General features: G+C 64.6%; 17 protein-coding genes and 1 riboswitch. Of the genes, 6 read left to right on the top strand and 11 right to left on the bottom strand.

Annotated elements, in window-relative coordinates:
• Positions 1 to 41: 41 nt before the first annotated feature.
• The 3 genes from thiQ to thiB all read right to left on the bottom strand — a co-directional run bounded on the left by thiQ (position 42) and on the right by thiB (position 3,669).
• Positions 42 to 830 (bottom strand): thiamine ABC transporter ATP-binding protein, encoded by a 789-nt coding sequence (thiQ, locus tag FJ430_RS06580; RefSeq protein WP_140654971.1) that lies wholly within the window; start codon positions 828 to 830, stop codon positions 42 to 44.
• Positions 827 to 2,443: a thiamine/thiamine pyrophosphate ABC transporter permease gene (gene thiP / locus FJ430_RS06575; RefSeq protein WP_140704588.1), complete on the bottom strand. Its 1,617-nt coding sequence runs from the start codon at positions 2,441 to 2,443 to the stop codon at positions 827 to 829. The genes thiQ and thiP overlap by 4 nt, the downstream gene beginning before the upstream one ends.
• 224 nt (positions 2,444 to 2,667) lie before the next feature.
• Positions 2,668 to 3,669, bottom strand: a complete 1,002-nt coding sequence (gene thiB / locus FJ430_RS06570; protein ID WP_413467864.1) for a thiamine ABC transporter substrate binding subunit — start codon at positions 3,667 to 3,669, stop codon at positions 2,668 to 2,670.
• Between the two features lie 51 nt (positions 3,670 to 3,720).
• Positions 3,721 to 3,826, bottom strand: a riboswitch (TPP riboswitch).
• Between the two features lie 136 nt (positions 3,827 to 3,962).
• Here thiB and FJ430_RS06565 point away from each other — a divergent pair.
• Genes FJ430_RS06565 through FJ430_RS06550 form a run of 4 tightly spaced genes read left to right on the top strand, consistent with a single transcriptional unit; the run spans position 3,963 to position 7,029 of the window.
• Complete coding sequence (locus tag FJ430_RS06565) at positions 3,963 to 4,607, top strand: thiamine diphosphokinase (RefSeq protein WP_140704584.1); 645 nt, start codon at positions 3,963 to 3,965, stop codon at positions 4,605 to 4,607.
• Positions 4,608 to 4,617: 10 nt separating this feature from the next.
• The gene (locus FJ430_RS06560; RefSeq protein WP_140704582.1) at positions 4,618 to 6,432 is read left to right on the top strand and encodes an ABC-F family ATP-binding cassette domain-containing protein; all 1,815 of its coding nucleotides are present in this window, start codon (positions 4,618 to 4,620) and stop codon (positions 6,430 to 6,432) included.
• Between the two features lie 55 nt (positions 6,433 to 6,487).
• The gene (locus tag FJ430_RS06555) at positions 6,488 to 6,730 is read left to right on the top strand and encodes a type II toxin-antitoxin system CcdA family antitoxin (protein WP_140645840.1); all 243 of its coding nucleotides are present in this window, start codon (positions 6,488 to 6,490) and stop codon (positions 6,728 to 6,730) included.
• Positions 6,730 to 7,029 carry a CcdB family protein gene (locus FJ430_RS06550; RefSeq protein ID WP_140645841.1) on the top strand — a complete coding sequence of 100 codons (300 nt, stop codon included), beginning with the start codon at positions 6,730 to 6,732 and terminating at the stop codon, positions 7,027 to 7,029. Before FJ430_RS06555 ends, FJ430_RS06550 begins: the two co-directional genes overlap by 1 nt.
• A gap of 27 nt (positions 7,030 to 7,056) precedes the next feature.
• Here the strand turns inward: FJ430_RS06550 and FJ430_RS06545 are convergent, their stop codons facing one another.
• On the bottom strand, positions 7,057 to 8,853 hold the full coding sequence (locus FJ430_RS06545) for a hypothetical protein (protein ID WP_140704580.1): 1,797 nt from the start codon (positions 8,851 to 8,853) through the stop codon (positions 7,057 to 7,059).
• 69 nt (positions 8,854 to 8,922) lie between these two features.
• Positions 8,923 to 10,221, bottom strand: a complete 1,299-nt coding sequence (locus tag FJ430_RS06540) for an adenylosuccinate synthase (RefSeq protein WP_140645843.1) — start codon at positions 10,219 to 10,221, stop codon at positions 8,923 to 8,925.
• A gap of 320 nt (positions 10,222 to 10,541) precedes the next feature.
• Here FJ430_RS06540 and FJ430_RS06535 point away from each other — a divergent pair, with 320 nt between their 5' ends.
• On the top strand, positions 10,542 to 11,441 hold the full coding sequence (locus tag FJ430_RS06535; RefSeq protein WP_140704578.1) for a DMT family transporter: 900 nt from the start codon (positions 10,542 to 10,544) through the stop codon (positions 11,439 to 11,441).
• A gap of 108 nt (positions 11,442 to 11,549) precedes the next feature.
• Here the strand turns inward: FJ430_RS06535 and serA are convergent, their stop codons facing one another.
• The 5 genes from serA to glmM all read right to left on the bottom strand — a co-directional run bounded on the left by serA (position 11,550) and on the right by glmM (position 17,991).
• The gene (serA, locus tag FJ430_RS06530; protein WP_140704576.1) at positions 11,550 to 13,151 is read right to left on the bottom strand and encodes a phosphoglycerate dehydrogenase; all 1,602 of its coding nucleotides are present in this window, start codon (positions 13,149 to 13,151) and stop codon (positions 11,550 to 11,552) included.
• A 65-nt stretch (positions 13,152 to 13,216) separates the two neighbouring features.
• A complete protein-coding gene (locus FJ430_RS06525; RefSeq protein WP_140704574.1) occupies positions 13,217 to 14,392 on the bottom strand; it encodes a phosphoserine transaminase in 1,176 nt (391 codons plus the stop codon).
• A gap of 196 nt (positions 14,393 to 14,588) precedes the next feature.
• Positions 14,589 to 15,374 (bottom strand): outer membrane protein, encoded by a 786-nt coding sequence (locus FJ430_RS06520; protein WP_140704572.1) that lies wholly within the window; start codon positions 15,372 to 15,374, stop codon positions 14,589 to 14,591.
• A gap of 201 nt (positions 15,375 to 15,575) precedes the next feature.
• Positions 15,576 to 16,418: an outer membrane protein gene (locus tag FJ430_RS06515; protein WP_140704569.1), complete on the bottom strand. Its 843-nt coding sequence runs from the start codon at positions 16,416 to 16,418 to the stop codon at positions 15,576 to 15,578.
• 220 nt (positions 16,419 to 16,638) lie between these two features.
• The gene (glmM, locus tag FJ430_RS06510) at positions 16,639 to 17,991 is read right to left on the bottom strand and encodes a phosphoglucosamine mutase (RefSeq protein ID WP_140704567.1); all 1,353 of its coding nucleotides are present in this window, start codon (positions 17,989 to 17,991) and stop codon (positions 16,639 to 16,641) included.
• 369 nt (positions 17,992 to 18,360) lie between these two features.
• On the opposite strand from glmM, the gene FJ430_RS06505 reads away from it, so the two are divergent.
• Positions 18,361 to 19,221 carry a hypothetical protein gene (locus tag FJ430_RS06505; RefSeq protein WP_140704565.1) on the top strand — a complete coding sequence of 287 codons (861 nt, stop codon included), beginning with the start codon at positions 18,361 to 18,363 and terminating at the stop codon, positions 19,219 to 19,221.
• Between the two features lie 513 nt (positions 19,222 to 19,734).
• Here FJ430_RS06505 and ftsH read toward each other — a convergent pair.
• A complete protein-coding gene (gene ftsH, locus FJ430_RS06500; protein ID WP_140645850.1) occupies positions 19,735 to 21,669 on the bottom strand; it encodes an ATP-dependent zinc metalloprotease FtsH in 1,935 nt (644 codons plus the stop codon).
• Positions 21,670 to 21,727: the final 58 nt, after the last annotated feature.

Here is a 21,727-nt window from a genome sequence, read left to right as displayed (position 1 = left end):
CAAGCAAACGCCGGATCGCCCGTTGCCGGTTTGGCCGTAAATTATGTCCGCTTCCAGGCAATATGTTGTGATCCGGCAACGGTGCCGGCTCGATCGCCGATATAGCGCCGGAAGGCGTCCGGTCCAGACCGATCGAAGAAATCATCCGCCGGCCCGGTTGCCGCGATCGTGCCTTCGTCGAGAAAAGCCACGTCCTGGCCGATGCGGCGCGCATCTTCCGGCTGATGCGTGACGAACAGCACCGTCATTTCGCGCTCGGCATGGATGCCGGCCATAAGGTCGAGCATGTCGTCGCGCAGCGCCGGGCCGAGCGACGCGAAAGGTTCGTCGAGCAGCAAGACTGGCCGGTCGCGCAACAGCACCCGCGCCAGCGCCACGCGTTGCCGCTCGCCGCCGGAAAGCTCGCGCGGCAACCGCCTTTCCTTGCCCGCAAGACCGACCCGCGCCAGCGCCTCGGTGACGTCGGCGCGATCGGCATCGCCGAGTTTGAGCGACGGCGAGCGGCCGAGCCCGACATTGGCTTCGACCGAAAGATGCGCGAACAAATTGTTTTCCTGGAACACCATCGACACCGGCCGCGCCGAAGGCGGCGTGTTGCCGAGATCGGCGCCGCCGATCAGCACCTTGCCCGCATCGGGCGTTTCGAAGCCGGCTATCAGATTGAGCAGCGTCGACTTGCCGGAGCCGCTCGGCCCCATGATGGCGGTGATCCTGCCGGCCGCGAATTCGGCGTCGAAACTGAAGGAGGATTCGCCATAGCTGAACGAGACGCCCTCCAGCGCGACGGTGAGGCCCTTTTGCGCGGCGGCGCCATCGATGCTCGTCGTCATGACTTTCCTTCCCGCCCCAGCCAGTCGGCGGCGACCACCAGCATCAGGCAGACGAGGCCAAGCAGCAAGGCAAGCCCCGCGGCGTCGGCTGTCCGGTAGCTGCCCATGCGCGCCAAAAGCAGATAGGGCAAGGTCTGCACGGAATCGCTGCCGAACAGCGCGATCACGCCGAGATCGCCGAGCGACAGCGCCACGGCGAAAGCGAAGCCGGTGGCCAGGGGCCGCCTGAGCGACGGCCAGTCGATCAGGCTGAGCCGGGTCCAGCCGGATATGCCGAGCGCCAGGCAAAGCCGCTCGTGGCGCTCGCTCGCCGCGTCATAGGCCGGGCGAATGGCGCGGATGGCGAAGGGCATCGCCATCACCGCGTTGACGGCGACGACCATGGCCGGCGCGACGGCGAAGACATCGGTGACGTGGCGCAGCGCCAGGAACCAGCCGGCGCCAAGGACGATTGGCGGCACGACCAGCACGAAGCCGGCGCCAGTGTCGGCGGCATGTTCGAGCAGGCCCATGGCGCCGCCTGCCCGGCGCCGCAGGGCCAGCGCGCGCCGCGCCGCGATCAGCGCCAGCGACAATGTCACGCTGAGCAACGCCGCAAGCAGGGCGAGGCCCGCGCTGGTGAGCGTCGCGCGGCGCACCGCCTCCTCGTCCGCCAATCGGCCGAGGTCGGCCTGAAGGCCTGAAAGCACGGTCGCCAGCATCGGCCCGGCGACGAACAGCAGGGCCAGCGCGATGAGGCCGGCGTTCAGCACGCTTTCGGTCCGTCCCGCCGAAAGGTAGCGGCGTGGCGCCACCGGCAGATTGGCATCGCCGACCGTGTTGGCGCCGAGCCGCGTGAGCGCAACGACCACGACGAAGGTGAGCGCGATCTGCAGCAGCGTCAGCACCACGGCGCGCGCGGGATCGAAGTCGAAGCGCAGCGCCTGGTAGATGGCGACTTCCAGCGTCGTCGCGGCCGGACCGCCGCCCAGCGTCAGCACGATGGTGAAGGAAGTTATGCAGAGCATGAAGACCAGCCCGGCGATCCCCGGCAGGGCCGCGCGCAGCACCGGCCATTCGATCAGCCGGAAAGCCGGCCGGGCTCCCATGCCGAGCTGACTCGCCAGCCGCCACTGGTCGGCGGGAACGGTGCCCAGCGCCTCGAGGAAGAGGCGCGTGGCCAGGGGCAGGTTGAAGAAGACATGCGCGACAAGGATGCCGGAGAGGCCGTAGATTCCCGGCCAATCCCCACCGCCAAGTTCGGCGAAGACGCCGGCAAGATACCCCGCCCGTCCATAGAGCGCCAATATGCCGAGCGCGGCGACGATCGCCGGCAAGGCCAGCGGCACGGTGAACAGCTGCAAGATCAGGCGACGCCCGGGAAAGGTCGGATGTCTCGACAAAGCGCGCGCGACCAGCAGCGCCGGCGCGACCGACAGCAGCGTCGACAGAGCCGCCTGCCACAGCGTGAAGCGGGCGACGCGCAGGAGGTAGCCGTCGAAGGCGGCGGCAGCGCCGGAGAGATCCTGCGCGCCTTCGAGGACAAGGCCGGCGAAGGCGCCGCCAATAAGGAAGCCGATGGCGGCAAGGGCGATGACGCCGGCGGGGATGCGGGAGTCACGCGCGTGTCGCACGCTGCGCCATTTGAGTTCGAGCTAACGAGCGCCGCGTTCCTTCGCGCCCCCCTCTGTCCTGCCGGACATCTCCCCCTCTAGGGGGGAGATTAGCAGCTTCGACGCCCCGCTTAGTCCTGCAGCATTGGAGATTGGCGAAAGTCGGCGTGACAGCCAATCTCCCCCCCTGAGGGGGAGATGTCCGGCAGGACAGAGAGGGGGGCCTCGGCGCAAGCATCGCAGCCCTACTTGCTCATCACCGCCAGCCACTCATCCACCCAGGCCTTGCGGTTGGCAGCCACTTCCTCGGGGCTGAACAGCAAGGTCTTGGTCGGCTTGACCAATTTGTCGAAGGCCGGGTTGAGCGGCTTGTCGGTCTTGCCGGCCGGGAACATCCAGTTGGTCTCCGGAATCACGTCCTGGAATTTCGGTCCGGTCATGAAGGCGATGAACTTTTGCGCCAGCGGGTTCTTCGCGCCCGTCGTGGTGATGCCGGCAACCTCGATCTGCAGGTACTCGCCTTCCTCGAAAGAGGCCGCCTGATAGCGCTCGGTGTTCTCGGCCACCATGTGATAGGCCGGCGAGGTGGTGTAGGAGAGCACCATCGGCGCCTCGCCCTTGGTGAACAGGCCGTAGGCCTCGCTCCAGCCCGGCGTCACCGTCAGCACCTTCGTCTTGAGCTTTGCCCAGGCCTCCGGCGCCTTGTCGCCATAGACGGACTTCACCCACAAGAGCAGGCCTAGGCCGGGCGTCGAGGTGCGCGGATCCTGGATGACGATCTTGTCCGTGCCGGCGCCCTCCACCAGGTCCTTCAGGCTCTTGGGCGGTGTCTTCAGCTTCTGTGTGTCATAGACGACGGCGAAATAGCCATAATCGAACGGGACAAAAGTGTCGTCGCTCCAGCCGCCAGGCACGTTGATGCCGGAGACTTCGCCATGCGGCGCGAACAGGCCGCTCGCCTTGGCATCCGCCGTCAGGTTGGTGTCGAGGCCGAGCACGATGTCGGCCTTGGTGCCGGCGCCCTCGAGCTTCACGCGGTTGAGCAGCGCCACGCCGTCGGCCACCGAGACGAATTCGAGATCGCAGCCGCATTCGGCCTCGAACTCCTTCTTGACGGCCGGGCCCGGCCCCCAGTCGGCGGTGAAGCTCTCATAGGTATAGACGGTGAGCTTGTCCCTTGCCTCTGCAGGCGCGACGCTCGCCAGAAGCGAGACAAGACCGGTTGCGAGAATGAGATTGGACAGCATTGCGCGCATCGGCGCCTCCTTCGTTCGAGTGACAAGGATTGAGGCGCCGGATGGTCCGAAACGTCTAATCCCTCCGCCGGTACAAACCGGATCAGGTTCAGCGGGTTGGCTTGATCGCCTCTCAGCCGGATCACGTCCGGCACCCCGTTAGAGCGTTTCGACAGATAGGCCCCGCCGAAGCGGCGCGCAAGCGGAAGTTTGCCGGGCAGCTGATGTTCGGACGGCAGGCGCGCAACCGAAGCGCGGGCCGTCCGGCTTCCGTTTCGCTTGGAGGGCTGGTAAGGGCCACGGCCATGGGCACATTCACCATCCTGCTTGGCGGCGAGCTTGTCCGCACGCCCCGGCTCGAACGCCAGATCGAAGGTTCGCGCGTCATCGCCGCCGACGCCGGCATCGGCCATGCCCGCATGCTTGGACTGGTGCCGGAGCTGTGGGTCGGCGATTTCGACTCGGTGCCTGCCAATCTGCCGGATGATCTCGCCGCCGTTCCGCGAAAGGTCTTTCCGGCCGAAAAGGACATGACCGATGGCGAGCTCGCCATAGCGGAAGCGCTCCAACGCGGCGCCACCAGCCTTGTGCTGGCCGGCGCCTTCGGCGGCAAGCGCGCCGACCATGCTTTCCTGCACCTGGCGCTGGCCGTGCGGCTGGCAGAGGCCGGCACCGAGGTCTTGCTGACCAGCGGCGCGCAGGAAGGCGTTCCCATCCTGCCTGGCAAGGCCGGCTTCGACTATGACGACGGCACCTTGTTTTCGGTGCTCGGCTTCTCCGAGCTCGCCGGCCTGACGGTGACCGGCGCCAAATGGCCGCTCGACCGCGTCGAGGTGGCGTTCGGCTCCTCGCTCACTATATCAAACGAGGTCAAAGGGCGGCTCGACATCGCGCTGGAGCGCGGCCGGGCGCTGCTTCTGGCCCACCCCTATCCTCTTCCAGAAAGCTGACATTCCAGACATGGCGCCGCCACTCCTCAATCTCGACGGCATTAAACTGACCTTCGGCGGCACCCCGCTGCTCGACGGCGCGGCGCTCAGCGCATCCGCTGGCGAGAAGATCGCGCTGGTCGGACGCAACGGCTCGGGCAAGTCGACGCTCCTCAAGATCGCCGCCGGCATGATCGAGCCGCAGGACGGCGAGGTGTTCCGCCAGCCTTCGGCGACCGTCCGCTATCTGCCGCAGATGCCGGATATGGACGGCTTCGCCGACGTGCGCGCCTATGTCGAGGCGGGCCTCGGCCCGGCCGACGATCCGCATCGCGCCACCTATCTGATGGAGCATCTCGGCCTTACCGGCGAGGAGCGTCCGAACGACCTTTCCGGCGGCGAGGCGCGCCGCGCCGCGCTTGCCCGCGTCATGGCGCCGGAGCCCGATATCCTCCTGCTCGACGAGCCGACCAACCATCTCGACCTGTCGGTCATCGAATGGCTGGAAGAGGAACTCGCCCGCACCTCCTCCGCCGTCATCCTGATCTCGCATGACCGCCGCTTCCTCGAGCGCGTCACGCGCGCCACCGTCTGGCTCGATCGCGGCCAGACGCGGCGGCTGGACAAGGGCTTTGCCCATTTCGAGGAATGGCGCGACCAGGTGCTGGAAGAAGAAGAGCGCGAGCAGCACAAGCTCGGCCGCCAGATCGTGCGCGAGGAGCACTGGCTGCGCTATGGCGTGACCGCCAGGCGCAAGCGCAACATGCGTCGCCTCGGCGAGTTGCAGACCATGCGCCAGCGCTTCCGCAGCCATCGCGGCGCCGAAGGCACTGCCACCATGGTGGCGAGCGATGCAGCCGAATCCGGCAAGCTGGTGATCGAGGCCAAGGGCATCGACAAGAGCTTTGGCGAGCTCACCGTGGTCAAGGGTTTCTCGACCCGCATCCAGCGCGGCGACCGCGTCGGCCTGGTCGGCGCGAACGGCGCCGGCAAGACGACATTGTTGAAGATGCTGACCGGCGAGCTGGCGCCGGATGCCGGCACCGTGCGGCTCGGCGTCAATCTGGAGATCGCGACGCTCGACCAGAAGCGCGAGGCCGTCGACCCGGCCGAGACGCTGGCGCATTACCTCACCGACGGGCGCGGTGAGAACCTTGTTGTCAATGGCGAGCAGCGCCATGTCGTCTCCTACATGAAGGATTTCCTGTTCAAGCCGGAGCAGGCGCGCACGCCGGTGCGCGAGCTTTCCGGCGGCGAGCGCGCGCGCCTGCTTCTGGCCCGCGTGCTGGCGCGGCCGGCGAACCTTCTGGTGCTCGATGAGCCGACCAACGATCTCGACATGGAGACACTGGAGTTGCTGCAGGAACTGGTCGCGGGCTTTGCCGGAACCGTGATCCTGGTCAGCCACGACCGCGACTTCCTCGACCGCACCGTCACCAGCGTGATCGCGCCGGACGGCAACGGCCGCTGGATCGAATATGCCGGCGGCTATTCCGACATGCTGGCGCAGCGCGGCGGCTCGAAGCTGGAAGACCGCAAGGCGAGGTCGAAGGCCGAGGCGAGCGAGGCTGGATCGAAAGCCGAACAGGCAGCACCCAAAGGCCCCGCCAAAAAGCTCTCGTTCAAGCAGAAATTCGCATTGGACTCGCTGCCCAAGAAGATCGAGGCGGTGACGGCCTCGATCTCGCGGCTGGAGAACAACATCGCCGACCCGTCCTTCTACGAGCGCGACCCGGCCTCGTTCCAGAAGACCATTGCCGCGCTCGACAAGGAGCGCACGACGCTGGCCGCGCTTGAGGAAGAGTGGCTGGAACTGGAGATGCTACGGGAAGAGATGGAGGGATGAGCAGCTTGCTTGCACGCAGATATGCGCTTATTCTATGCGCATGAAGAGGTAGGCCATGCTCCATTCAACTGCAAAACCGCAACGCAAATCGGTCAATACCTCGATTGATTCCAGATTGATCGAGGAGGCCAAGGCATTGGGCATCAACATGTCCCGCGCTGCCGAGCAAGGGATCGCTAAGGCAATTTCTGCCGAGAAAACGCGTCGCTGGCAGGAAGAGAACAAGGAAGCGCTCGAAAGCTCCAACGAATATGTCAAACGCAACGGTCTGCCTTTAGCCAAGCACCGGCTGTTTTGATGGCCCGTTATGATTTCTATCGGAACGCAGGAAGCGACGGTTATCTCCTTGATGTCCAGTCCGACATACTGGAACACCTCGACACCAACGTCGTCGTTCCGCTTCTGCCGCCCAACATCGCACCGTTGCCGGCGCGCAGGCTAAATCCGATCTTCAGAATCGATGGCAAAGACCACGTGATGGTCACTCAATTCATTTCGGCTGTAATGGCTTCGGAATTGCGGGCGGCAGAAGGAAACCTCGCAAGACATCACGATGAGATCGTCGCCGCTCTCGACATGCTGTTTCAGGGCTTCTGAGCGGTAGCTCAAGACCGCCGCTGTTCCTCACCCCGACGTCTTCGCTGCCCAGGCCTTCAGCGCCTCGTCGAAAACCTTCTCGCCCGGGATGCCCTTTTCCATGGTGAGCAGCGCGCGGCGTCCGGTCTTGTAGACCACGGGCACGTCGATCCAGTCCTGGCCGCGAAGCAGCGTCAGGTTGGCGTCCTCGTCCGCCTTGGTGTCGTTGAGCGCGACGAGGAAGAAGCCGTCGGCGATCTTGGCCGGAATGCCGATCAGCGGGCTGCCGGCATCCTGTTCGGAGCTCTTCATGGCGATGCGCAGGATGTTGTCGACGCCGCCGCCGTCAAACCCTTCCGGCGTCAGGAAGATCATCTCGACGATGTGGCTGGCCGGCAGCGTCTGGTCGGTGTTGCGCCGGATCGTCATGCGCAACTGGATATTCTTGCCGGGGATCGTCGCCTCGGCGCGGATCGCCGGTTCGGGCGGCAGATCGCCGCCGGGCGATTCCTGCACCAGCGACCAGACGATGCTGCCGGGCTCGGCCGTGCCCTGCTGCGTGCTGGTGCGCTCCTCATAGAAGATCGCCTTCTGTCCTACCGGCACGGTCGCAGTCGTCGGCGCTGGCGCGGGCGGCGTCGTGCCTGCGGCCGGCGGCGTTGCTCCAGCCGCCGGTGGCGTGGTGCCAGCCGCGGGCTGCGTTGCCGCATCAGCCGCGGGCGGTGTTGTTCCGGCCGCTGGCGGCGTCGGATTGGCGGCGTCGGTCGGAGCCGGCGTTGCGGCAGGCGCCTCGGGCGTTTGCGTGGCCGGAACAGGCGGTGTCGTCACCGGCGCGGCCGGCGGCCGGGAGGTCAGCGCCGCGACGGATTCGCCTTCGCCGATCGTGGCCTGTCCGCCGGCCGGACCGGGATCGGTCTCCTTGCCCTCGGGTGTCAGGCGTTGCGTGAATTTGGTCGCGTCGGCCGGCTCGCTGGCGCTGGGCGCAGCCGGCGGGGCCGCCGTCTCCGTCGCCGGCTTGGCCGGAGCCGGCTTGACCAGCGGCTCGGTCGAGACCGTCTTGCTGCCGCCGCCAAGGCCGAAGAGCGAGCCGAACGCATTCTTGTTCAGCCATATGCCGTAGCCGCCGCCGGCGAGCACCAACAGCGCGATGAGAGCGGCGATCAAGCCGCCATAGCTGCGCTTGCGTTCCTGCCGCTGTGGCCGCAGGCGCTGGAAGGTATCGGCCGCCGGCTGCTCGTCATTGGCAAAGACATCGCCGCCGTCATCGGCATCGTCCATGCCCGTCAGGCCTACATCGTCCTCGCGCGGCGACGGCATCGGCGGCGGCGCCTTCTGCCAGGCTGGTTCGGCCTTTGGCGCGGTCTGCCAGTTCGGCTCCGTCCTTGCCGTGTTCTGCCACGCCGGCTCGGCTTTCACGGGGTTCTGCCGCGCGGGCTCCGCCTTCGGCGCGCTTTGCCAGCTTGGTTCCGTCCTGGCGGGCGCGGGCGCCGGCCTGAACGGTTCGGATTTGAACGGATCCGGCTTGGCAGGCTCAGGCGCCGCCGGCTGGCGGGAATGGCTCGGCTGGTTCTTGTTGCGGTCGATGGAGGAGAAAATATGCTCCAGCTCCGCCAGCGGATCCTCGGCCGGAACGGGTTTGGCATATTCGCGCTCGACGCTGGAGATGGCATCTTCCAGCGAGCGCTTCTGCTTGCTGACGACATCGGGCGCAAGCGGCGGGGAATACTCGGCGAGCTTCTTCGCCAGCACCGCGCGGGCACCGTCGTATATCTGTTTGCGCACCTCGAACGAAGGGTCCACCTTCTTGTCGATCTGCTTTTTCAGAACACTAACGAAATCTGCCATGCGTCAGGTGACCTGCATTCTTTTCCCGCCGGCCGCAAATCAGCCGTAGCGCCGGGAAGGGCTGTGAAACTAGTCTTGAAACGGATCGGTCACAAGTATTGTGTCGTCCCGCTCGGGGCTGGTGGAGAGCAGCGCCACCGGGGCGCCGATCAGCTCCTCGATATGGCGGACATATTTGACGGCTTGCGCCGGCAAATCGTTCCAGCTTCTGGCGCCGGCCGTGGTTCCCTTCCAGCCTTCGAGCGTCTCGTAGATGGGCTCGACCCGCGCTTGCGCGCCCTGGCTGGCCGGCAGGTAATCGATCGTCTCGCCATCGAGCCTGTAGCCCGTGCAGACCTTGATCTCGTCCAGCCCGTCGAGCACGTCGAGCTTGGTGAGAGCGATACCCTTGATGCCGTTGACGGCGACGGCCTGGCGCACCAGCACGGCGTCGAACCAGCCGCAGCGGCGCTTGCGGCCGGTGACCACGCCGAACTCATGGCCGCGCGTGCCGAGGAACTCGCCGATCTCGTTCTTCTGCTCGGTCGGGAACGGTCCCTCGCCGACGCGCGTCGTGTAGGCCTTGGTGATGCCGAGCACATAACCGATGACGCCGGGGCCCACGCCCGAGCCGGCAGCCGCCTGCCCGGCCACGGTGTTGGACGAGGTGACGAAGGGATAGGTACCGTGGTCGATGTCGAGCAGCGTGCCCTGCGCGCCCTCGAACAGGATGCGCTCGCCGGCGCGACGCTTGTCGTCGAGCACCTTCCAGACACGGTCCATGTAGGGCAGGATCTCGGCGGCCACCGAGGTCAGCTCCTGCATGATCGCCTCATGCGTCGCTTCCGCATGGCCGAGCCCGCGACGCAGCGCGTTGTGGTGCGTCAGCAGCCTGTCGACCTTCAAGGGAAGTGTTTCCAAATCCGCCAAATCCATCACCCGCACCGCGCGTCGTCCCACCTTGTCCTCATAGGCGGGGCCGATGCCGCGGCGGGTCGTGCCTATCTTGGTTCCGGAATTTGAGGCGGCGTCTTCGCGGAATCCGTCCAGCTCCCGGTGCAGCGACAGGATAAGCGCGGTGTTTTCGGCTATTTTCAGGCGCTCCGGCGTGACCTCCACGCCCTGCTCCTTGAGCTTCTTGGCTTCGGCGACGAAGGCATGCGGATCGAACACCACGCCATTGCCGATGATCGAAAGCTTGCCTTCCCGCACCACGCCCGAGGGCAGCAGCGACAGCTTGTAGACCTTGCCGTCGACGACCAGCGTATGGCCGGCATTGTGGCCGCCCTGGAAGCGCACGACCACATCGGCCCGTTCCGACAGCCAGTCGACGATCTTGCCCTTGCCTTCGTCGCCCCATTGCGAGCCGACGACCACCACATTGGCCATGTTCTTTTCCCTTGAAATGCCGCGCGGGCGGCCTGAAACGACAGGCCTCTATAGCGTCTAGCGCAGGCGGGCGCGACCCTTTCTTTGCCGCCGAAACCATCCTTGGAGCATGACCCCGAACCGAAGGTCAGCGAACCCAAAAAGCGGGAACCGGCTTTCGCAAGTGACCATGCCCCACACAGGAGTTGGATCAAAATGACGCCGCCGGCGAAACGTCAACCTGATCCAGGCACAACAAATTCCGGCTTTCGCATCATTTACTTGCCGCCGCCTCCACTCTAGGCCGGGCTGAATCCTCGAACACCGAGGCCGGAACCTCCATGCACCGAGCCGCCTATCTGTTCCTTCTGTCGACCATGCTCCTGTGGGGCGGCAATTCGGTGGCGGGCAAGCTTGCCGTCGGCCATGTCTCGCCGATGACGCTGGTGTTCCTCCGCTGGGTGATGGCGGTGCTGATCCTGCTGCCCGTCGGTTGGCGGACGCTGCGTGAGGATTGGCCCGAAGTGCGCAGGCACTGGAGGTTGCTTGCCGGCCTCGGCGCCTGCGGCTTCACCATCTTCAACGTCATCTTCTACACGGCGCTTAACTACACGACCGCCATCAACGTCTCGATCGAGCAGGCAGCCATCCCGATCGTCATCATCCTTGCCAATTTCGTGCTGTTCAGGCTGCGCGTGCAGCCTCTGCAGGTCGTCGGCGTCGTCCTCACCATCGTTGGCGTCGCGCTGACCGCCAGCCATGGCGACCTCGGCCAGCTCTTGAAGCTCGATCTCAACTTCGGCGACGCCATCATGCTTGTCGCGGTGCTTTGCTACAGCCTCTATTCGGTGGGGCTGCGCCTCAAGCCGGCAATCCGCTGGCAGAGTTTCATGCTGGCGCTGTCGATCGCCGCGCTGCTGATCTCCGTGCCCTTCTTCGTCTGGGAGGTCGCATCTGGCCGCGTCATCGTGCCGGATGCGCGTGGATGGGCGCTCACGCTCTACACGGCGCTCGGCGCCTCGGTCGTCTCGCAGGTCCTTTACATCAAGGGCAACGAATTGATCGGCGCCAACCGCGCCGGGCTGTTCATCAACCTGGTGCCGATCTTCGGCACGCTGCTTTCGGTGCTGATCGTCGGCGAGCAGTTTCAGGCCTATCAGGCTTTCGCGCTGGCGCTTGTCCTCGGCGGCATTGCACTTGCCGAGTACAGCGGCAGCCGAGCAGCGCTGCAGACGGGATGATGTCTCAAATCATGCGCCAAGCAGCCGCCGGGTGACGGCCATATCATAAATTAGCGGCCCGCCTGCTGCTGCAGGCGGGGCATTTCATGTCGGACGATGGATGATCGGCTACTCGGCACCGACGTCGAAGCGAAGCCGCTTCGCCGAGTCGATCGACTTGTGCGCGCGCACCTGCTCCAGCACTTTTTCCGGGAAGGGCGCGTCGAGATAAAGCAGCGCGATCGCATCGCCGCCCGGCCGGTTGCGGCCGAGCTGGAAGTTGGCGATGTTGACGCCGTTCTCGCCGCACACCGTGCCGAGCAGGCCGATGATGCCGGGCGCGTCGGCATTGGTGGTGTAGAGCATGTGCTGGCCGACCTCGGCGTCGAGATTGATGCCCTTGATCTGGATGAAGCGCGGCTTGCCGTCGGAGAAGCAGGTGCCGGCGATCGAGCGCGTCCTGTGCTCGGTCTTGACGGTGAGCTTGATATAGCCGTCGAACACACCCGACTTGTCGCGCTTGACCTCGGCGACGATGATGCCGCGCTCCTTCACCATGATCGGCGCCGACACCATGTTGACGTCGGAGACCTGCGGCCGGATGAGGCCGGCAAGGGCGGCGCTCACCAGCGCGCGCGTGTTCATCGTCGCGGTCGAGCCGTCGAACAGGATCTCGACCTCCTTGATCGGATCCTCGGTGACCTGGCCGACAAAGGCGCCGAGCACTTCGGCGAGCTTGACGAAAGGCTTCAGCCGCGGCGCCTCCTCGGCGCTGATCGAAGGCATGTTGATGGCGTTGGAGACCGCGCCCTTGATCAGGTAGTCGCTCATCTGCTCGGCGACCTGCAGCGCGACATTTTCCTGCGCCTCGGTGGTCGAGGCGCCGAGATGCGGGGTCGCCACGACATTGTCCATGCCGAACAGCGCGTTCTGCTCGGCCGGCTCGACCTCGAACACGTCGATGCCGGCGCCCGCCACCTTGCCGCTCTTCAGCGCCGCGACCAGGTCCGCCTCGACGACCAATCCGCCGCGGGCGCAGTTGATGATGCGCACGCCGTCCTTCATCTTGGCGATCGCGGCCGCATCGATGATGTTGCGCGTCTTGTCGGTCAGCGGCGTGTGCAAGGTGATGAAGTCGGCGCGGGCGAAGAGCTCGTCGAGCTCGACCTTCTGGACGCCGAGCTCCTCGGCGCGGCTGTCCGACAGGAACGGGTCGAAGGCGATCACATGCATCTTCAGGCCGACGCCGCGCGTGGCGACGATCGAGCCGATATTACCGCAGCCGATCACGCCCAGCGTCTTGCTGGTGATCTCGACACCCATGAAGCGGTTCTTTTCCCACTTGCCGGAATGGGTCGAGGCATTGGCTTCCGGTATCTGTCGCGCCAGCGCGAAGATCATCGCCACCGCATGCTCGGCCGTGGTGATCGAATTGCCGAAGGGCGTATTCATCACGATGATGCCCTTGCGGCTGGCGGCCGGGATGTCGACATTGTCGACGCCGATACCGGCGCGGCCGACGACCTTGAGCCTGCCGGCGGCATTGATCAGTTTCTCGGTGACCTTGGTCGCCGAGCGGATGGCGAGGCCGTCATACTGGCCGATCACCTCAAGCAGCTTTTCCTTGTCCTTGCCGAGGTCGGGCAAGTAGTCGACCTCGATGCCGCGATCCTTGAAGATCTGCACGGCGGTGGTGGAAAGTTTATCCGAAACGAGAACGCGGGGCGCCATCACGGCCTCCTTGAAGGGGATTGGATGTGTCGGAAAATGGTGGCGGCCGGAGGCCGCCACGGATTTCAGGCCGCTGCCTTGAGCGACGCCTTTTGCGTGGCGAAGGCCCAGTCGAGCCAGGGCAGCAACGCTTCGAGATCGGCGGTCTCGACGGTGGCGCCGCACCAGATGCGCAGGCCGGGCGGCGCGTCGCGGTAGGAGCCGATGTCGTAGGCGACGCCCTCCTTGTCGAGCGAAGACACGATACCCTTGGCGAAGGCCGCCTGCCCGTCCGCATCGAGCGCCGCCACTTGCGCGTCGGTGAACGAAAGGCACACGGACGTGTTCGAGCGCGTCGCCGGATCGACGGCGAGGTGGCCGAGCCACGCCGACTTGTCGGCGAACCGGTCGAGCACCGCGGCATTGGCGTCCGCGCGGGCAATCAGCGCCTCGAGCCCGCCGATCGACTTCGCCCAGTGGAGCGCGTCGAGATAATCCTCGACGCACAGCATCGACGGCGTGTTGATGGTCTCGCCCTTGAAGATGCCTTCGATCAGCTTGCCGCCCGAGGTCAGGCGGAAGATCTTCGGCAGCGGCCAGGCCGGCTTGTAGGTCTCCAGCCGGGCGACGGCGCGCGGGCTGAGGATCAGCATGCCATGCGCGCCCTCGCCGCCCAGCACCTTCTGCCAGGAAAAGGTGACCACATCGAGCTTTTCGAAATCGAGCCGCTGCGCGAAGGCGGCCGACGTCGCGTCGCAGATGGTCAGGCCCTTGCGGTTCGTAGGAATGAAATCGCCATTCGGCACACGCACGCCCGAGGTCGTGCCGTTCCAGGTGAAGACGACGTCGCGGTCGAAGTCGATCTGGGTCAGGTCGGGCAGTTCGCCGTAGCCGGCCTCGATCTTGCGCATGTCGGCGAGCTTCAGCTGCTTGACGACATCGGTCACCCAGCCGGAGCCGAAACTTTCCCAGGCGACCATGTCGACGCCACGCTTGCCGAGCAGCGACCACAGCGCCATCTCGACAGCGCCGGTATCCGACGCCGGCACGATGCCGATGCGGTAGTCCGCGGGAACCTTGAGGATTTCGCGCGTCAGCTCGATCGCCTGCTCGAGCTTGCTTTTGCCGATCTTGGCGCGGTGCGAGCGCCCGAGCGCGGCAGCTTTGAGCGCCTCGACCGACCAGCCGGGGCGTTTTGCGCAAGGACCTGAAGAGAAATTGGGGTTTGCCGGACGGAGTCCGGGCTTGGTAAGCGTCGTCATCGTGGTCTATCCTTCCAGATAGTGGCCCCTCGTTGGGGAGGGGTGGCCCACGGACGGCGATATGCGCTTAGACCTTCGGCGTCAAGAACAAAGTTTTTGTCGCTGTCAGGATATTCCCTTCGACTGATGCTCGATCCGAAACGAAAACGGCGGGGCCTTCAGGGACCCGCCGTCGAAACCTCTGCGCCTACTCCGCTCACCAGAGATCGTAACGCAGCCCAAGCTTGATCTGATGGTTGCTGATGCCTTTGTGGACTGGGAAGGAATTCAGGCTTGCGGCCGTAACATATTCGGCATCGGGCGCGGAGAAATACTGATAGCCAAGATCGATCAGGACATTCTTCGAGACCTGATAGGCAAGGCCGGCGTTCAATGTGTATGCCAAGGAATATTTTGTTTTGCTGCTGCGCTGAGAGAAGTCGTCGCTTGCGTCACCGTTGTCAGTGAAATAGTCCGCCGAAAGGCTGTATTTGCTTTGAACGATGCCGATACCAGCGCCAATATAGGGCGTGACGCCGACATACGTGCCAAGGTCGACATAGCCGTTCAATATGCCTGAGAAGGCATAGTTCTTGAGGCTTCCGGCTCCCACGGTCGCCGTTGCCGGCGCCACCACGGTGGCTGTGTCGTCATAGCTGAAGCTGGCTTTGTTGCCGGGCAGGTATCCGAGGTTGAGATCGGCGCGGAGATAGTCATTGAAATGATACCCGAAGCCGACGCTCGCGAAATAGGCGTCCTCGCTCTCGCTGAAGCTTGCGCTGGCGATCGCTGACGGGAAGGTGAAATCCCCGTTTTTGAAGCTCTTCTGCGGCAGATAGGCGACATCGCCGCGCAGGTACCAGCCCGAGCCGACCTCGACCGGCTGGTAGTCCGGCGCCTGGTCGGCATAGACCGGCGGATCGTAGTCCGCCGCCAGCGCCGGCGTCATCGGCAACAGGATGGTTGCGGCAAGCGCTGACGCGATACGCGATCTGGATATCATGGTCCCCGGCTCCCGAAATTGGCGCCAGCCGCGAACGCGGACGCCGTTTCAAGGAGCCATTGTTAACCATAGTGGTTAAGTGGCGGTTAAGGATAACAGCCGGTTACCGAATTGATTTTGATCGGATTTTAGCGGTCATAAAAGGCGAAAGCCGCCCGGCTGGCGCCGGGCGGCTGACGAATTTCGGGATAATGAAGACGATTACTTGGTGTAGATCGGTTCCGGCTGGTAGGGCTCTGGCGGCGGAGCGCAGTCGGACTGGCCGAACTGGTAGCGGAGGCCACCGCGAACTTCATGCACGCTGATGCCGTGATCGTAGCCCGGGCCTACGTTGCTGTCCGAAGCGTATTCGAACATCTTGCCGCCATTGATGTGGCTGTAACGGTAACCGACATCGAGCTTGACCTGATCGGTCAGGCAGTAGGAAGCGCCGGCCATGAGGGCATAGGCGAAGCGCCAGCCCTTGCCGCCGCTGTGCTCGAATGAGCCATCGTCATCGGTGTTGTGCAGCGTATCCCATTTGACCCAGGCGCCGCCGATGCCGGCACCGACATAAGGCGTAACGCCGTGCCATGTGCCGATGTCGACATAGGCGTTGGCCAGAAGCAGCATGGCGCTGTAGGAACTCGTGTCGCTGGAAGTGCAGGCATGTACCGTAGGTGTGGCACAGAAGCCATTGGTAGAGCCTTGGAAATCGGACTTGCCCATCCAGTCGAAGGTGACATCGGTGCGGAAATACTGATTGACCTGATAGCCGACGCCGGCGCCGGCGGAGAAGGAACCCTTCAGCTTGCCGGTGGCGAAGCTGCCGGGAATCTGCGGTGCTGCCGCGTTGTAGGTGGTGTAATCGGAACCGCCGAAGTGTGACCAGTGATAGTCGATGTCGCCGCGGATGTACCAGCCGCCGACATCGATCGGCTGCTGTTCGACGACCGGCGGCGGTGCCTCTTCGATTTGCGGTTCGGGGAGGTCGGCCGCGAAGAGCGGTCCGGCCAAGCCCGCGAACAGCGCGGCAAGCAATGCCATTCTTGCTGTTTTGAACATTCTGTCACCCCTAAGAAGCCTCGGGACGACATCGCCCGAAGATGATTGACCTCGGGTGTGGATAATGAATTGCAAAGGTTAAAAGCCGTTTAACCGTACCGATTAACCACGACTCTATACAATTTTAGAGGGAAGGCCGTTGTCCGAACGGCCCGCCCGGCGACGAAAAAGCCCGCCTGGCGGCGGGCTCGCGGATTTAGAGGAACTACGGAACCGGGGTTCAGGCGGCGCTGCGGGTGTCCTGCAGGATGCCGACGATGTCGTTGACGACCGCTTCGACCAGTTGCGGATCGTCGCCCTCGGCCATGACGCGGATGAGCGGCTCGGTGCCGGAGGGCCGGATGACGAGGCGGCCGGATGTGCCGAGCCGGTTGCGCCCTTCCTCGATCGCCGCCTTGACCGGCGCTTCCTCCAGCGGCTTGCCGCCCGAGATGCGGACATTCTTCAGAAGCTGCGGCACCGGCTCGAACTTCTTCGACAGCTCGCTGACCGGGCGGTTCTGCCGCTTGATGCAGGCCAGCACCTGCAGCGCCGAGACGAGGCCGTCGCCAGTGGTCGAGAAATCGGAAAGCACGATATGGCCGGACTGCTCGCCGCCGACATTCAAGCCGTGCGCGCGCATATGCTCGACCACATAGCGGTCGCCGACCTTGGTCCGGTGCAGCTGCAGCTTCATGTCGCCGAGGAAGCGCTCCAGGCCGAGATTGGACATCACGGTGGAGACGACGCCGCCGCCGGCCAACCTTCCGCTCTGGTGCCAAGATTCGGCGATCAGCGCCATGATCTGGTCGCCGTCGACGATCGCGCCGTTCTCGTCGACGATGACGACGCGGTCGGCGTCGCCGTCGAGCGCGATGCCGATGTCGGCGCGCACTTCGTGCACCTTCTTCTGCAGGCCGGCCGGATGGGTCGAGCCGCATTCCTTGTTGATGTTGAAGCCGTTCGGCTCGACATTGATCGCCACCACCTCGGCGCCGAGTTCCCACAGCGCCTCGGGCGCCACCTTGTAGGCTGCGCCGTTCGCGCAGTCGACGACGATCCGCAGGCCCGAAAGCGACATCGAGCGCGGCAGCGTGCGCTTGGCGAATTCGATATAGCGATCATGCACGCCGTCGACGCGCTTGGCCCGGCCGAGCCCGTCGGAATCGGCGAGCGCCAGCTCGATGTCCTTGTCGAGCATGCCTTCGATGCGCTCCTCGATCTCGTCGGAGAGCTTGTACCCGTCGGGACCGAAGAGCTTGATGCCGTTGTCGTAGTAGGGATTGTGCGAGGCCGAGATCATCACGCCGATGTCGGCGCGCAGTGAGCGCACCAGCATCGCGACCGCAGGCGTCGGTATGGGACCGAGCAGGAAGACGTCCATGCCGGCGGCGCACAGGCCCGCCACCATCGCGTTCTCGATCATGTAGCCGGAAAGCCGCGTGTCCTTGCCGAGCACGACACGGTGACGATGATTGCCGCGCTGGAAGGAGAGCCCGGCAGCCATGCCGACGCGCATGGCGACCTCGGCCGTCATCGGAAATTTGTTGGCGCGTCCGCGGATACCGTCGGTGCCGAAATACTGACCTGCCATGTGCCTTACAGTCCCCGTCGGTTCTTCAGCCGCCCGTATTGCCACAATTGGGGCCGCATCCGATCATCAAATTTCGTGATTATATATTACCAATCCTTAGAAAAACATTGTCGCGGGCGGCGCAAGTGATTCGGCAGCCTATCACCACCTTTGACTTGCCGGCGCTACACCTGCCCGTGCGAGGCTCTTCGGCGCCCTATCCACCGGCAAAGCTTGACTGGCGGCGAACCGGCAAGCAATTCATCACCTTATCGGGAGCAACACACTTTGTGACGGCGCCCATGCCGGAAGCATCTGGCGCAACCGGACATTGAGAGTTATTGATTTGGCATAGGGACACTTATTGGCGGCAGCAAGGGAGAAAACGCCATGCTTATTCATAGACTTGCAGCTTTGACGGGTATCACCGTCGCGACCTTGTTCCTGGCGGCGCCGGCCAACGCGCTGACCATGGCCGAGTGCAGCACCAAGTATAACGCGGCCAAGGATGCGGGAACGCTCGCTGGCCAGACCTGGAACCAGTACCGCAAGGCGCAGTGCGGCAGCGACGCTTCCGCCGCCACCGACACCAAGGCGGCGACAGACGCCAAGGCGGCGACCGATACGAAGGCCGCCGACACCAAGCCCGCCAAGAAGACGAAGGCGGCCGCCGCCGCTACCGACGACGCCGCCAAGGGCCTGAGCTCCAAGGAATGCAGCGCCAAATACCAGGCTGCGAAATCCGCCGGCACGCTGAACGGCATGAAGTGGAACGACTTCCGCAAGGCCGAGTGCGGCGCCGGCGCAACCGCCGCGGCGGCAACCGCGCCCGCCAAGACGGCCAAGACCTCGACCGCGGCTGCCGACGGCGGCAAGGGCCTGAGCATGGCCGAATGCAGCACCAAGTACCAGGCTGCGAAAACGGCGAACACGCTCAAGGGCATGAAGTGGAACGACTTCCGCAAGGCCGAGTGCGGCGCCAGCGCCGACGATGACGACACCGTGCCGGCTCCGACGGAAGCCACCTACACCAACGAGCCGGCGAAGCCGTCCGTCGCCGCGCCGAAGGGCGTCAGCTTCCCGAAGGCGATTTCGCCGAAATTCGCCACCGAGACCCCGGCCAAGGGCCGCATGCACACCTGCCTCGAGCAGTACTACGCCAACAAGGATGCCAACACGCTGAACGGCCTGAAGTGGATCCAGAAGGGCGGCGGCTTCTACAGCCTGTGCAATGCCAAGCTGAAGAGCTGATCGCTTAGTCTCTTCCAGAGAAAGGCCCGCGCATCGCAAGATGCGCGGGCCTTTTTGTTGGGTGGCTCACAAAGGTCATACCCACGCTACAAGGAGGCTCGCCGTCGGCTACGCATCGAAGCAAAATTCTCAGCCGTTGCAACGCCTTAGCATCACGGCATGGATTCCAGGGTCTGCGCGCGTCGCTCCGCTCCTTGCTCCGCCCTAGAATGACGACCGCAAAGTAGCGATCCTTTCGCCCTCTCTGCCGGACATCTCCTCCACAAAGGGAGAGGTTGGAAGCGCCCTTCGGCTACGGTCACGGCAAGCCGGTCAGACCCGAGGATGACGAAGAGAGGCCGGCGGGACAGCGCCCCTCTCTGCCCTGCCGGGCATCTCCCCCACAAGGGGGGAGATTGGCTGTCGCGCCGGGTTTCGCCAATTTACCAGCCGCGCCAGCTAAACCTTTGGCGCTCCCAAAACGAAAACGCCGCGGTTTGATCCGCGGCGTTTGTTTGTATCGTCTACCGAAACTCAGCCCTGCGGCTGCGGTTCCATGCCGCCTTCGGGCTCAGGGCCCTTCTTGCGGCGGCCGCCGGTGCCGGCCTTCGGCACGGCCGAGCCGCGGCTGGGCGGAGTATCGTCGCCGAGGTCGCGGGCGGGCTTGTTGCCCGCGATCAGCTGCTTGATCTCGTCGCCCGACAGCGTCTCGTATTCGAGCAGCCCTTCGGCGAGCGCGATCCATTCCTTCTTCTTCTTGGTCAGGATGGTCTTCGCGGTCGAATAGGCGTCGTCGATCAGCCGGCGCACTTCGGCGTCGATGATCTGGGCGGTCTCTTCCGAGATGTTCTGCGTGCGCGCCACCGAATGGCCGAGGAAGACCTCTTCCTGGTTGTCGCCATAGGCGACGTGGCCGAGCTTGTCGGAGAAGCCCCAGCGCGTGACCATGGCGCGTGCCAGCTTGGTCGCCTGCTCGATGTCGGAGGAGGCGCCGGAGGTGATGTTCTCCTTGCCGAACTTGAATTCCTCGGCGACGCGGCCGCCCATCATGATGGCGAGCCGCGAGACCATGTATTTGTAGCTCATCGAATAGCGGTCGCCTTCCGGCAGCTGCATGACCATGCCGAGCGCGCGGCCACGCGGGATGATCGTCGCCTTGTGCAGCGGATCGGCGGACGGCACGTTGAGCGCCAGGATCGCGTGGCCGGCCTCGTGATAGGCGGTGAGCTCCTTCTCGGCCTGCGTCATGGCCGACGAGCGGCGCTCGGCGCCCATCATGATCTTGTCCTTGGCATCCTCGAACTCGGCCATGGTGACGAGCCGCTTGTTGCGGCGCGCCGCCATCAGCGCGGATTCGTTGACGAGGTTCATCAGATCGGCGCCGGAAAAGCCCGGCGTGCCGCGCGCAACCACCTTGAGGTCGACATTAGGCGCCAGCGGCACGTTGCGGACATGCACCTTGAGGATCTTCTCGCGTCCGACGATGTCGGGGTTCGGCACCACGACCTGGCGGTCGAAACGGCCAGGCCTCAGCAGCGCCGGGTCGAGCACGTCGGGCCGGTTGGTGGCGGCGATAAGGATGATGCTTTCGTTGGATTCGAAACCGTCCATCTCGACCAGCAGCTGGTTCAGCGTCTGCTCGCGCTCGTCATTGCCGCCGCCGAGGCCGGCGCCGCGATGGCGGCCGACGGCATCGATTTCGTCGATGAAGATGATACAGGGCGCGTTCTTCTTGGCCTGGTCGAACATGTCGCGCACACGCGATGCGCCGACGCCGACGAACATCTCGACGAAGTCCGAGCCGGAAATGGTGAAGAACGGCACGTTGGCTTCGCCGGCGACGGAGCGGGCGAGCAGCGTCTTGCCGGTGCCGGGCGGGCCGACCAAGAGCACGCCGCGCGGGATCTTGCCGCCGAGGCGCTGGAATTTCTGCGGATCGCGCAGGAATTCGACGATCTCTTCGAGGTCCTCCTTGGCCTCGTCGACGCCGGCGACGTCCTGGAAGGTGACGCGGCCATGCGCCTCGGTCAAAAGCTTGGCCTTCGACTTGCCGAAGCCCATGGCGCGGCCGGAGCCTGATTGCATCTGCCGCATGAAGAATATCCATACGCCGAGGATCAGGATCATCGGCAGCCACGAGATCAGATAGCCGAACAGCGAATTGGAGCCGTCGGTTTCGGGCTTGGCGGTGATGGTGACGTTCTTGTCCTGCAGCCTGGAGACCAGCGACGGGTCGCCGGGCGAGTAGGTCTGGAAGCCATTGGCGTTGTCCGTGTAGTTGCCGAAGATGCGGGCGCCGGCGATGGTCACGCTCTTGACCCGGCCGGACGCGACATCCTGCAGGAACTGCGAATAGGCGATATCCGTCGTGGCACCGCGCGTCTGGGGCGTCTGGAAAAGATTGAACAGGGCGATGAGCAGGACCGCTATGATCGCCCAGAGCGCGAGGTTGCGATAATTCGGATTCATCTATTGTCCCGTTGGGGTCCCGCGTACGGACCCGCGATGATGGAGAAGCTTGGGCCTA

This window comes from Mesorhizobium sp. B2-8-5 (assembly GCF_006440675.2).
Classification (GTDB): Bacteria; Pseudomonadota; Alphaproteobacteria; order Rhizobiales; family Rhizobiaceae; genus Mesorhizobium.
The sequence above is the reverse complement of the archived record's forward strand: the minus strand, read 5'-3'. Positions and strand labels throughout refer to the sequence as shown.